This is a genomic window from Streptococcus sp. k-402 (assembly GCF_013277515.1).
GTDB lineage: Bacteria > Bacillota > Bacilli > Lactobacillales > Streptococcaceae > Streptococcus.
In genome coordinates, this window is the sequence record NZ_VMNB01000007.1 from 1 (window position 1) to 13,105 (window position 13,105).

13 protein-coding genes and 1 pseudogene are annotated in these 13,105 nt (G+C 42.2%); 1 reads left to right on the forward strand and 13 read right to left on the reverse strand.

All coding sequences use genetic code 11. The annotated features are described in order from the left end of the window. Window positions 1-1,120 (reverse strand): YSIRK-type signal peptide-containing protein (locus tag HT724_RS05470; RefSeq protein ID WP_173293564.1); only part of this gene is annotated, 1,120 nt, incomplete at its 3' end. A gap of 383 nt (window positions 1,121-1,503) precedes the next feature. Here HT724_RS05470 and HT724_RS05475 point away from each other — a divergent pair. Beyond that, window positions 1,504-1,728, forward strand: a pseudogene (locus HT724_RS05475) (ISL3 family transposase); the annotation flags it as partial. A gap of 125 nt (window positions 1,729-1,853) precedes the next feature. Here HT724_RS05475 and rplA read toward each other — a convergent pair. The 12 genes from rplA to uvrC all read right to left on the reverse strand — a co-directional run bounded on the left by rplA (window position 1,854) and on the right by uvrC (window position 13,084). Then, complete coding sequence (gene rplA / locus HT724_RS05480) at window positions 1,854-2,543, reverse strand: 50S ribosomal protein L1 (protein WP_001085675.1); 690 nt, start codon at window positions 2,541-2,543, stop codon at window positions 1,854-1,856. A 206-nt stretch (window positions 2,544-2,749) separates the two neighbouring features. After that, window positions 2,750-3,175, reverse strand: coding sequence for a 50S ribosomal protein L11 (gene rplK, locus HT724_RS05485; RefSeq protein WP_001085807.1), 426 nt, complete (start codon window positions 3,173-3,175; stop codon window positions 2,750-2,752). A gap of 122 nt (window positions 3,176-3,297) precedes the next feature. After that, the gene (gene ldcB, locus HT724_RS05490; protein ID WP_173275421.1) at window positions 3,298-4,014 is read right to left on the reverse strand and encodes an LD-carboxypeptidase LdcB/DacB; all 717 of its coding nucleotides are present in this window, start codon (window positions 4,012-4,014) and stop codon (window positions 3,298-3,300) included. Window positions 4,015-4,016: 2 nt separating this feature from the next. Then, window positions 4,017-4,487 carry an HIT family protein gene (locus HT724_RS05495; protein WP_173275424.1) on the reverse strand — a complete coding sequence of 157 codons (471 nt, stop codon included), beginning with the start codon at window positions 4,485-4,487 and terminating at the stop codon, window positions 4,017-4,019. 1 nt (window position 4,488) lies between these two features. After that, window positions 4,489-5,526 (reverse strand): M42 family metallopeptidase, encoded by a 1,038-nt coding sequence (locus tag HT724_RS05500; RefSeq protein ID WP_173275427.1) that lies wholly within the window; start codon window positions 5,524-5,526, stop codon window positions 4,489-4,491. Between the two features lie 97 nt (window positions 5,527-5,623). After that, on the reverse strand, window positions 5,624-6,949 hold the full coding sequence (gene brnQ / locus HT724_RS05505) for a branched-chain amino acid transport system II carrier protein (protein ID WP_033685412.1): 1,326 nt from the start codon (window positions 6,947-6,949) through the stop codon (window positions 5,624-5,626). Window positions 6,950-7,120: 171 nt separating this feature from the next. Next, entirely contained in the window at window positions 7,121-7,408 is a 288-nt protein-coding gene (locus tag HT724_RS05510; protein WP_173275430.1) for a rhodanese-like domain-containing protein, read from the reverse strand. A gap of 159 nt (window positions 7,409-7,567) precedes the next feature. After that, window positions 7,568-8,146 carry a uracil-DNA glycosylase family protein gene (locus HT724_RS05515; protein ID WP_173275433.1) on the reverse strand — a complete coding sequence of 193 codons (579 nt, stop codon included), beginning with the start codon at window positions 8,144-8,146 and terminating at the stop codon, window positions 7,568-7,570. A gap of 53 nt (window positions 8,147-8,199) precedes the next feature. Next, the gene (gene pepV / locus HT724_RS05520; RefSeq protein WP_173275436.1) at window positions 8,200-9,600 is read right to left on the reverse strand and encodes a dipeptidase PepV; all 1,401 of its coding nucleotides are present in this window, start codon (window positions 9,598-9,600) and stop codon (window positions 8,200-8,202) included. 13 nt (window positions 9,601-9,613) lie between these two features. Beyond that, window positions 9,614-10,219, reverse strand: coding sequence for a nitroreductase family protein (locus tag HT724_RS05525; RefSeq protein ID WP_000670164.1), 606 nt, complete (start codon window positions 10,217-10,219; stop codon window positions 9,614-9,616). A gap of 173 nt (window positions 10,220-10,392) precedes the next feature. Beyond that, window positions 10,393-11,247 (reverse strand): metallophosphoesterase family protein, encoded by an 855-nt coding sequence (locus HT724_RS05530; protein WP_173275439.1) that lies wholly within the window; start codon window positions 11,245-11,247, stop codon window positions 10,393-10,395. Beyond that, on the reverse strand, window positions 11,237-13,084 hold the full coding sequence (gene uvrC, locus HT724_RS05535; protein ID WP_173275442.1) for an excinuclease ABC subunit UvrC: 1,848 nt from the start codon (window positions 13,082-13,084) through the stop codon (window positions 11,237-11,239). The genes HT724_RS05530 and uvrC overlap by 11 nt, the downstream gene beginning before the upstream one ends. Window positions 13,085-13,105: the final 21 nt, after the last annotated feature.

Here is a 13,105-nt window from a genome sequence, read left to right on the forward strand (position 1 = left end):
CTTGCGTACCTTGAGTGCTGATTGGTTCTGTGTACGCTGGTTGTGCTGGTTGAACCAGAGCTTCGCCCTCGTGACCGGGCTCTTGAGTTCCCTTTGCTTGCACTACAGTTTCATTACTCTCTTGCTGTTGGGGCTCTATGGGAGAAGGTGCTCCCCCTTCTTGTCCCTCTGTTCTTGGTCTGATTGGGGATGGCTGGACTGTATTTGACTGTTCTTGATTCCCACCAGTTTGGCTTGAATTTGTTGCAGACGGTGTAGCCGATCCTTGTTTTTGGTCTGGCTCCTCACCTTTTACAACATGGCTATCCTTACTCTCCTGACTCTGAGAAATTGCTGCTTGCTGACTAGTATCCTCATTTTTAGGATACACAGCCGTTACTGTTGAGCTATCTTCATTTTTTATGTTAGACTTGCTATCATTTGATTGCTTGACAAATTCAGTTCCCATGGTCGAATCTGCTGAATGAGTAGTAACTACTTCCTTAGATTGACTGTTTTCTGATTTAAGCTCTTGATTTCCAGTAGATTCTGCCGGCTTGCTAGTTGTCAATACAGAAAGAGCTGGTTTGTTTTCTACATACCCTAGATAAGTATAACCAGGAATATCAAGCGGAGCTGGCAAGGCATCCCCTGCCTGAACCGATAGTTGGGTGTTATAGGCCGCTAGTGTCTCGCTAGTCAAAGCAAGAGCAGTTGGAGACAGCAACTGACTGCCTAGACCGCTTACTAACAAGAATCGACTAATCTTACTCTTGCCATCACGTCCCGTAAGAACTACTACAACCAATAAACTAAGACCTGCCACTAAGGCAAGAGTCCCTAATGGAGAGCTAGTCCCCGTATTGGGCAATACTCGATTCTCTCGATAAACCAGATAGTAGGTCGCATCAGATTCTTCCGCTACTTGTGGTGAGGATGTAACCAATAGAGCCTTCTCTTCACCAGTTAAATCCGACTCTAAAACGTAAGTATAGCTAACGGTATGAGATTCCTGGGCAGATACAGTTTGTAGGGCAGTTCCCATCAAAAAGAAACACGCAACAGCTACAGATACAAGGCCAACTGCCAATTTTCTTAACGAGAAGTTCTGTCTTTCTTCTCCACTAGTTTTGAAATTCATCTTCCCCTCTTTTTGCATTTTTAAATTAGTGTATTCATTTATAGTAAAAAATACAACTCCTTCCATTATACATCAACTTTTTAAAAGATTCTAGGAATTGATATGCAATTGAATGGATATGGAAAATCAAGTAACTAAGTAATTAACTGATTTGAAAGAAGCTGAGCCAAAGTTCCCACCACACTTTTCTCAAAATTTTTCAGAAATAAACTGTCAACAAAAATGAAGAGAAGCACTATTACTTCTCTCCGTCTTTAAAAGGCTCTATACTATTTGTAGTGGGTAAATCCCCTATGGATATTATGGAGCCTATTTTGTTGTAGAAAAAAGTCCCATAAGATCTATAATGAAAAGCAACAAAACAACTCATTAGAAAGATTCATATGGAACAATTACATTTTATCACAACATTACTAGACATTAAAGACCCTCACATCAAGATTGTAGATATCATCAATACGGATACACATAAGGAAATAATCTCTAAACTGGACTACGATGCTCCATCTTGCCCTGATTGTGGAAGTCTAATGAAGAAATATGACTTTCAAAAATCATCTAAGATTCCTTGCCTTGAAACGACTGGTATGCCTACCAAAATCCTTATTATTATTTAAATAAACACCTTCGCTTTCAGATTTCTTGTCTTAGGCTGGAATAGTTTCCTAGAATGAAAGTCACATAATCAAAAAAACGAGCACTTTCGTACTCGTTCTCTGATATAAACTACTGATTAAAGTGAGTTTACGTCAACTTTGATACCAACACCTTGAGTAGTTGTGATAGTCAAGTTTGTTACGTAAGTTCCTTTAGCTGTAGCTGGTTTTGCTTTTTGGATTGTTTCGTTGAAAGCTTTGAAGTTTTCAACCAATTTTTCAGCTTCAAATGATACTTTACCGATGATTGCTTGAACGTTACCTGCACGGTCAGCACGGTAAGTGATTTTACCACCTTTAGACTCTTCAACTGCTTTAGCAACATCCATAGTTACAGTACCAGTTTTAGGGTTTGGCATCAAGTTACGTGGTCCAAGGACACGTCCAAGACGTCCAACAAGAGCCATCATGTCAGGTGTAGCGATAACTACGTCGAAGTCCAACCAACCGTCGTTGATTTTAGCAACAAGGTCATCTTCACCAACAAAGTCTGCACCAGCAGCTTTTGCTTCTTCAGCTTTTGCACCACGTGCGAAAACAAGAACGCGTGAAGTTTTACCAGTACCGTTTGGCAATACCATTGCTCCACGGATTTGTTGGTCAGCTTTTTTAACGTCGATGTTCAAGTTGTAAGCAACTTCTACAGTTGCGTCAAATTTTGCAAAGTTAGTTTCTTTTGCAAGTGCTACAGCTTCTTCTACGCTGTATGCTTTTGTGCTGTCGATTTTCTCAAGAGCAGCACGAAGTTGTTTGCTTTTTTTAGCCATTTTCTATTCTCCTTGTAAGTGGTTCAATCGATTTTCATCTCCCACGTCACTCCTCGAAATGATGAAGTCTTGCGGGTTTTCAGTCTATTAGATTCTTTTCCTACGGCCTTAAGTTTCCTTGCCGTACCCAAGTACAAGCATCAGTCACTTGCCTAATATGAAAAGCAACTAATAGACTGCTGTGAGATTTTATACTGTGTTATTGATTAGTCAACAACAGTGAATCCCATAGAACGAGCAGTACCTTCGATCATACGCATTGCAGACTCTACGTTTGCTGCGTTCAAATCTGGCATCTTAGTTTCTGCAATTTCTTGTACTTGTGCACGAGTAACTGTAGCAACTTTAGTTTTGTTAGGTGTACCTGATCCTTTTTCAACACCTGCAGCTTTTTTCAAAAGAACAGCAGCTGGTGGTGTTTTAGTGATGAAAGTAAATGATTTATCTTCGTAAACTGAGATAACAACTGGAATGATCATACCAGCTTGATCAGCTGTACGAGCGTTGAACTCTTTTGTGAATCCCATGATGTTGATACCAGCTTGACCAAGAGCAGGTCCAACCGGTGGAGCTGGTGTAGCTTTACCAGCAGGGATTTGCAATTTTACAAGTTTTTCGACTTTTTTAGCCATTTTTAAATCCTCCTTTGTGGTTTTGGCGGTAATTAGAGATTTTTACCTCCCACAAGTATGCTTTACACATACTCATCTATTATACACTATTTATCTGGAATTGCAAGAGAAAAGTTTATTTTTTAATCGACGTAATCTCCGCCTTCAAAGCCATAGTATTCTTCCAAACTAAGACCACTCTCAGCAATTTCTTTAGCTTCTTTTCCTACATAACGCAGGTGCCATTCCTCAGCCATATAGCCTGTTTCCTTTTCCTTGCCTTTGAGATAACGGACAACAAAACCATAATCAGCTGCATGGTCTAAAAGCCATTGAACTGCTTTTTCTTCGGTTACCAAATCACCATCAGTCCCAATCACATCAAAGGCCAAGCCTGTCTGGTGTTCGCTATAACCAGGACGGGCAGAGTAACGGTCAGCTGCTGCTTTCCCATCTTGATTGACATAATCTTGGTAGAGCTTGGTCTGAGTTTCATAACTTCTAAAGCCACTGTAATGGTCACTAATTGGGAAACCTGCCTCTTGCATCGCTTTGATGAGTTTGACCAACTCAGCCTTAGCTGTTGGATTTTCCCCTGGATTGTAGTCTTTTGACAAGGGATAGTGTTTGTTGGCTACGATGATTTCATCGTATTTCCCTTGGATGCTGTAGTAGTCTCCTTTATTAACCACTTCTGCTTTTTTCTGAGCAGCTCCTTGAGACTTACTTCCGACTGTTCCATCAGCTTTAGCTGTTTGTTCTGTCTTAGCTGCGCCATCTTCATTTTTTGCTTTTTCTTGTGAACAAGCTGCTAGACTCAAGGCTAGCAAGGCTGTCAAAACAAGGTATCTTTTTTTCATTTCTACTCCTTTATTTCTAATAGTTTATCTAGTTCTGACGATAAACGTTTGACTAATCTTTTGATCTCATCCGGTTTTGCTTGGCAGGTTTCTGCTGTCATTTCTTCAAAGGGAACCCACCAGACTGGTCCACGTCCCTTGAGACCGTGACCATTCATATCACCTGTTCGTCTAGGAAACAGATGCCAATGAAGATGGGCATCACCATTTCCTAGCAGTTCGATATTCATTTTCTCAGCAGCAAAGGCCTTAGCAACTGCCTCTTGGACTAAACTCATTTCCTCTAGAAAACGGATTCTAGTTTCCTTCTCTAAATGATGCAATTCGGTGACGTGTTCCTTGGCTAGAAAGAGGCTATAGCCTGCAAAATACTGGTGGTCTCCAATCACAAGATAGCCTGTTTCCAACTCTTTGACAAAGTAGGGATTCTCTCCAGCTCTGATGAGGTCAATTCTCTGGCAAATCAGACACATATTAGTCTACCAATGCACTCTTAAGATAAGCATCAACCATACGCTCCGTTGCAACCACCGAGTCAATATGAGTGCGCTCATATGAATGGCTAGACTCGATACCAGCACCAAGAAGGGCGTGTTTAACCTCTACCCCTGCAGACATAGCCGCTGAAGCGTCCGAACCATAAAACGGATAGATATCCAGCTTAAATGGAATATCTTGCTCTTTCGCCAAGGCAACCAAATGTTGACGGAAGTCATAGTGATAAGGCCCTGAGGCATCCTTGACACAGATAGACACTGTATATTCGTCTGTTTGCTGGTCATCTCCCATAGCTCCCATATCCACAGCCAGATATTCTACCACCTGAGCAGGAATATTAGAGTTAGCCCCATGCCCCACTTCTTCAAAGACTGAAAAAGCAAAATGTGTTGTTACGGGCAATTCAATCTTCTCTTCCTTATAACGACGAAGCAAGTTAAGCAAAATCGCTGCGCTGACCTTATCGTCCAAATGACGAGACTTGATAAAACCTGTCTCTGTCACGACGGTTCGTGGATCAAAGCTAATAAAATCACCGACCTCAATACCAAGAGCACGAGTTTCTTTTTCACTGGTTACTTTGGCGTCCAAACGCACTTCCATATTATCCTGCGTGCGTTCTGCAGTTCCTGCATCCTTATAGACATGGCAAGAAGTTTGGTGGATGAGGATGGTTCCTGATACTTTTTGACCTGTGCTAGCCACATGAACGGTACAGTTTTCACCTTCAATCATGTTCCAAGGAAAACCACCGATACGATCTAGTTTGAGACGGCCATCTGGTTTGACAGCACGGACAATAGCACCCAGCGTATCTACATGGGCAGTCACATAGCGATGCTCTTCATCATTTTGACCTTTGATAGTCACATTGACACCACCCTTAGCTGTGCGAACCGGCTGGTAACCAAAGCCTTCTAGAGTCTTGACTAAATAGTCCGAAATCTCCCGAGTAAAACCTGTTGGCGATGCGATGGCTGTTAGTTCTTTGATATATTCTACTGTTTGATTCATTTCTTCACCTCTTTTAATACCTATTATAACACATTTATCATCGGATAAAAAAAGAAAATCACTCCTGTAGACTTGGCTACAAAAGTGATTTAAGTGATTATTCCATTTCAAAAACATCACTTTCTTGCTTGTTTGGTAGAACCAATGAGAGCAAGATTCCGACAACAGCTGGTACCAACCATGGGAGTGATGCCTTGGCAAAAGGAAGAGCGTTGACAAGATTAGCAAGAAACTCAACCTTAAATGAGCTTCCTAGTACGCTTGCAATGGCAATAGCTGTAACCACAGCAATTGTCAACTGCATACCTGGTTTTGAAAGAGCCACAAATTTGTTGACAATGACAATCATGACGATAGCAATGGTGATTGGGTACAAGATAACCAGTACTGGAATGGAGTACTTGATAATCGCATCAAGGCCCAAATTTGCAATGGCAAAACCAATCAAGGTAAAGGCTGTCGCATAAACCTTGTAGCTGATTTGTGGGAAGCGTTCATTAAAGAACTCAGCTGTTGACACAATCAAACCAACTGTTGTTGTGAAGCAGGTTACGGTCACCATAGCTGCAAGGAAGAGTTGAGCTGTTGAACCAAAGATTTCTTGAGTAGCTTGTGACAAGATGTAAACACCTGGTGTTCCACCCTTCATCGCTTCAGCAGGTACTGGGAAATGATTTCCAAGGAAACCTAAACCGATATAAAGAGCGCTGAAGGCAAGGGCAACAACAATACCAACAACCCAAATAGTTGAAATGTATTCTTTCTTACTTGAAAATCCAAGTTGTTTCAAGGTTTGAACTGCGATTACGCTAAAGGCAACTGAGGCAAGGGCGTCCAAGGTATTATAACCTTCTAAGAAACCTGTACCAAAGGCAGAAGCTTGATAAGCAGCTGAAGCAGCTTGAGGACTTGTCCCACCGTATTTGAAAGCTCCTAGTACAACCAAGATGACAATCAAAATCGCAAAGACTGGCGTTAAAATACGACCGATACGGTCCAAGATTTTTGATGGATTAAGCGAAATCAAATAGGCTGCCGCAAAATACAGAACCGTAAAGACAATCAAGCCAAGTCCTTTATTTGCATCCGATAAAAGGGGGCTAATCCCTACTTCGTAAGCTGTTGTAGCTGTACGTGGGATAGCAAAGAATGGACCGATTGACAAGTAAAGAACTGAGAGGTAAAGAGTCGCAAACCAAGGCGCTATCTTTGTTGAAATCTCGTAAATATATCCTTTAGGATTTAGCGTTCCAATAATCAGAGTCAAGACGGCGATACCGACACCTGAAAAGACAAAACCTGCGATGGCAGGAAGAAAATGTTCTCCAGATAGAGCACCCAGAGAAGGCGGAAAAATCAAGTTCCCCGCACCAAAAAATATTCCAAACAGGAGTAAACCTGTTAGGGCACCTTTTTTAGCCATGAAAATCTCCTTCATATTTATAAAATACTGACCTAGTATATCATGAATAGGAGTATGAAAAAAGCTTCACGAAGTAAATATTGAATGTTTTCAAGATTCTTAAAAATGAGAATTATCTAAAAATAAAATTCTCCTACCCAGTCCACACCAAGCAGGAGAAAATTCTAATGTTTAAAGTTCTTCAAAAGCCATCATGCCACCTTGGACATTGATAACCTCATAACCTTGTTCTGATAAGAATTGGCAAGCACGCGCCGATCTCATTCCAGATTTGCAAATAACATAATGTAACTGGTCCTTATCCAACTGATCATAGCTATCAGCCAATTGACTAAGTGGCAGGTTGTGGGCGCCTTCTAAATGAAGAGCTTCAAACTCATCCACTTCTCTCACGTCCACTAAAGAAAGTTGGTCATTTTGGTAAAGCTGGTAAAATGCGTCAAAGGTTATTTCTTTCATTCTTTTTCTCCTAATACTCTTCGAAAATCTCTTCAAACCACGTCAGCGTCGCCTTACCGTGCGTATGTTACCGACTTCGTCAGTTTTATCTGCAACCTCAAAGCTGTACTTTGAGCAGCCTGCGGCTAGCTTCCTAGTTTGCTCTTTGATTTTCATTGACTATAAAATGGTTTTAATTCTTTTTTTCAAATCTGTCACCACTTCTGACTCAAACCAAGGATTTTTGGCCATCCAGATTTGATTTCGCGGTGAGGGGTGTACCAGTGGAAAATAGGTTGGCAAGTAGTTCTGGTAATGTTTTACTCGTTCTGTTACCTTGCCACTGACTTTCTCCTGTAAATAGTAGGCTTGGGCATATTGCCCAATCAAGAGGGTCAATTGAATATCTGGTAATTCTTGCAAGAGCTGAGGATGCCATTTTTCAGCAAAGCCAGTTCTCGGTGGCAAATCACCTGACTTGCCATGCCCTGGAAAGTAGAAATCCATAGGCAAAACAGCAAAATAACCTGAATTGTAAAAAGTGTCTTCATCCACACCTAGCCAATCCCGCAAACGATCACCACTTTTATCTTTCCAATAAAGGCCTGCTTCTTGGGTTTTAAGTCCAGGTGCCTGACCGATGATATTGATGCGAGCAGTCTTTGGCGCTGCAAAGAGAGGTTCAATGCCACGCTCTGTATAGCTGACATTCTGCGGATCCGCCATAATAGCCTGCTTGATTCTTTCGATTTGAGACATCTACTTTCCCTCCAAAAAGAAGTCTAAGCATACAATCTCAGACTTCTATCGTTTTATTTGATCAATTCGTAAATAGCTTCGGCATAGATTGCTGCTGCTCGGAAGAGATCGTCCAAGGCGATAAATTCATTGGCTTGGTGCATGGTGTCAATGGAGTCTGGGAACATAGCTCCATAGGCAACTCCGCGTTCTAGCAAGCGACCAAAAGTGCCACCACCGATGACTTGCTCGTGACCTTTAAGGCCTGTTTGTTTTTCATAGACATTCAACAAAGTTTGAACAAGCGGATCTTCCATTGGCACATAGTGAGGCGTGTGACCGTGTTCAGAAAGGCTAACAGAAGCAACTGGCAAGTTTTCAAGGATTGACTTAATTTGTTCTGGACTTGTTCCTTTCGGATAGCGGATGTTGAGGGCAATGGTATTGTCAGCGCTTGTTTCATCAAAGCGGAAGACACCTGCATTCATAGAAAGGGCACCCATCTTTTCATCCACATGGGCAATCTTGAGATTTTCACCCTCATGGTCGTTCAAGAGAATCTTACCAGCAATGTCTAGGTAGTCTTTTGCAGGTCCTGCAAAGTCAAACTGGCTGAGGAAGAGAGCTAGGTAAGTCGCGCCATTGACACCTGAAGCAGGCATAGCACCGTGGGCTGATTTACCAATGATCGTCACCTTGTATTGGCCGTTTTCTTCTTGGAGTTCTCCTCTAAGTTTGTGTTCTGCAACAAAAGCATCTAGTCTAGCTTGCAAGTCAGTCAAATCTCCTGAAACAACCGCTGTTGCTGATTCTGGTACCATGTTTTCACGCAAACCACCTGTGAAGCTGTGAAGACGGGCAGCACCTGCATTTTCACCTGCAAAGTGGAGATATTCTGTAATATTTCCTTTTTCACCATTGATGATAGGGAATTCAGCGTCTGGAGAGAAACCAAAATCTGGTTTTGCAAGTCCTACGTGCTCGAAATAGTAGTCCATGTCTGCCCAACCTGATTCTTCATCTGTTCCAACGATGAAGCGTACTTTCTTAGAAGTTGGAAGACCCAATTCTTTAATGATTTTCAAACCATAGTAACAAGCTGTTGTAGGTCCCTTGTCATCAGAAGCTCCACGCGCATAGAGGCGACCGTCTTTAATAGTTGGTGTGTAAGGATCTGTGTCCCAACCGCTACCAGCAGGCACTACATCCATATGGGCAAAGATGCCGAGAACTTCTTCTCCATCACCAAACTCAAAATGTCCTGCGTAGTTGTCAACATTTTTAGTTGGATAGCCATCGCGGTCTGCGATTTCAAGGAATTTCTCCAAGGCTTTTACCGGCCCAGGTCCAAATGGATGCTCAGCATCAACCTTGCTATCATCACGTTCTGAGTTGATTTCCAAAAGGCTAAACAAGTCAGCCAAGAGGTCTTCTTTGCGTTTTTCTACTTCTGCTGTAAAATCAATTGCTGTCATTTTTTTCTTCTTTCTATCTTTTCTCAATGATTTCATCTACTGGCAAGCGGTAGCTTGGTTCCAATTTTTCGTCTGTATAACCCACTGTGATCAAGAGTTCTGGGCGGAAGCGGTCTTCGATATCCAAAACTTCATTGACTTTTGATTTGTCAAAACCAAGAATAAGATTTGATCCGATTCCTTGGTCTGTAAGAGCCAGAACCAAGTTCATAGCAACCAAACCTGCATTGAGGGCTAGGTAGTCGCTGACTTGTTGTTCATTGTAACGGGCAAATTCAGCAGGCAAATTCTTCATAAAGTATTGAAGTTGTTCTTCAGAAAAGTTATTAGCACCACCAACTCGGGCAATCTTACGAGCACGTTTAGCCAAATCTGTGTCTGTAAACAAGGCAATGGTTACAGGCGCCGATGATACCTGTTCAAAGTTTGAACCGTAAGCCAATTTTGCTAGTTCGGCATTTTTCTCACGCACCACTACAAATTTCCAAGGCTGGCTGTTGTGGGCACTTGGTGCCAAGGTTGCGATTTCGATAGCCGTACGTACATCTTTAGGATCAACAGGCTTATCAGTAAAATGCTTAGTCGCATGACGTTTTTTATTTAATTCAAGAAATTTCATAATCGATTTCCTTTTCTAATTCTACTGCTTCCATTCTACCATAATTTGAAAGAGCTTGCAGGGATTTTTCATAGAAAGAAATTGGAACAAGGATAAGCAACCGAATGAAGCACATCATTCAAATCAGGGATCCATTCATCCAGTTCCAACTATTTTTCAGTGACTTAACGAAACTAGTCTACCTTATATTCTGACTTTATAACCTCCAAGAAATCTTTCACATCCTCTACATACCCATGCTTTTCTATTAAGCTTGCTAATAATTCCAGATTGTGCCCCTGATAGTTATCGTCACGACGCAGTTCTTCATACATTTCGATAAAGGGAAGGCCCTTGGACTTGGCCAATTCTAACTCCGCCTCGTAATCATAAGCAACTTTACGAAATTGGATATTGAGTAATTCCCCATCTTCAACTTCTATCAAGGCATACTGGGCACGGTGATTTTTTAACGCCTCCCAATTAAAATAGGGCATGCCAATCGAACCTGGATTGATGATTTGTTGCCCTTGACTGCCATAACGAAGCAACTGCTTGTGAACATGACCATAGACTGCCACGTCCGTTTCCTCATCTAGTAGTTGGTCAAATTTCTCTGTATCATTCTCAACTAGCAAGTCACCACCATAGTTCTTATTTGGCAAATTATGAGAGATAGAAAAGCGCAATCCGTCAATTTCTTTCTTTTCCAGCAAAGGCAAGCTTCGTAGCCAGACAATCGTTGCAGGATCCATTCGCTCCATCAAAAACTGGGTCATGCGCATTGACTGGATTTCTTTCGGATGTTCCAAACCATATTCACCATCCAAGGCCTCAAGGATACGATCATCCCAATTGCCTCGAACACTGGCTGTGATAGGAAGGTCCTTTAGCAGGGCGACTAAGTCATTTGCGCCTGGACCAGGAAGAAAAATATCTCCCAGAAGCCAGTATTCACTGACTCCTTGATTTTTAGCATCTGCAATCACTGCTTCTAGCGCCGTCGCATTGCCATGAATATCTGATAAAATTGCGATTTTATGGTTCATTGTGGTTTCCTTCCGTTTGGTAATCTACTCTCTCTTCCGCCACTTGAGCCAACTCCACTTCTTCCTGCGGGGTCAATTTTCTTTGCACAGCCTCTGCGACTGTTCTTGGCACCCCAACTTCGACAATCTCATCCACACTGGCTTCCTTGATTTTAGTTAGAGACTTGAAATGCTTCATAAGATTTTGCTTGCGTTTAGGTCCCAGCCCTTCAATTCCATCCAGTTGTGATGAAAAAGAATTTTTGGAGCGCAGTTGGCGATGGAAAGTAATAGCAAAGCGGTGGACCTCGTCTTGAATACGTTGGAGGAGGAAAAATTCCTGAGAATTGCGAGACAACTCCACCACCTCAAGCGGATCTCCAAAGAGCAATTCATGGGTTTGGTGCTTGTCATTCTTTTGCAGACCTGCAATGGGAATATCCAAGCCAAGTTCTTCTTGGATGACCTGCTTGGCGATATTGACTTGACCTTGCCCCCCATCAATGACAATCAAATCTGGGGGAGTCAAACCGTCACGCTGTACTCGACCATAACGCCTGCGAATGACCTCTCTCATGCTGGCATAATCGTCTGGCCCGACTACGGTTTTTATCTTGTACTTACGGTAATCCTTCTTACTTGGTTTGCCGTTGACAAAGACCACCATGGCTGAAACAGGGCTAGTTCCCATGATGTTGGAGTTATCGAAGGACTCGATGCGAACTGGAGTCGGAATTTGGAGCAAGCGTCCTAGATTTTCAATAGCCCCTTGGGTCTTTTCGACTGATTTTTCTAGCAGGTTGAACTTCTGCTCTAGACTGACTCGAGCATTCTTTATAGCCAAATTGACCAGTTGCTTTTTCTCTCCACGCTGAGGCTTAAGAATCTTGGTGTCTACCAAAGCCTTGACAGCTTCTTCGTCAATATCCTGCGGAATCAGTACCTCATTGGGTACTAGGTGAGATTTTTCTTGATAAAATTGTCCCACATAAGTCAAGAAGTCCTCATCCGGATCATTGTAGTAGGGGAAGAGATTGACATCCCGCTCAATCAGCTTTCCCTGACGAACAAAGAAAACCTGAACACACATCCATCCCTTATCTACATAGTAACCAAAGACGTCACGATTTTGCAAATCTTTCGCCATGACCCGTTGCTTGGTCCGAAGCGTTCCAATGGACTGAATCAGGTCACGGTATTCCGCCGCACGTTCAAATTCCATAGTCTGGGCTGCCGTTGCCATCTTGCCCTTGAGATCATCAATGATTTTGTCATCCTGCCCTTTCAGAAAATCAGAAACCTCCTGGGCCATGGACTTGAAATAAGCCTCATTTTTCTTACAGATTGTGTGGGCCATACACTGGCCGATATGGTAGTAAAAACAGACCTTAGACGGTGGATTGGTACACTTACGAAAAGGGAAAATCCGATCCAGCAATCGCTTGATTTCATTGGCTGCTCCCACATCTGGATAAGGTCCAAAATAAAGACCTCCATCTTTTTTGACCTGACGAGTGATAATCAAGCGAGGATAGCGCTCATTAGTGATTTTGATGAAGGGATAAGACTTATCATCCTTGAGCATGATATTGTACTTGGGCTTGTTTTCCTTGATCAGGTTGATTTCTAGGAGAAGTGCCTCAATATTGGACTCCGTAACGATAAATTCAAAATCCACAATTTCAGACACCAGAGCCTCTGTCTTAGTATCATGACTTCCACGGAAATAGGACCTCACGCGATTACGCAGATTTTTAGCCTTTCCTACATAGATAATGGTGCCGTTTTTATCCTTGTGAATGTAGCAACCAGGGCTGGTCGGCAAGAGCTCTAGTTTTGATTTAATCAAGTTGTTCATAGTTCCATTATAGCAAAAAAG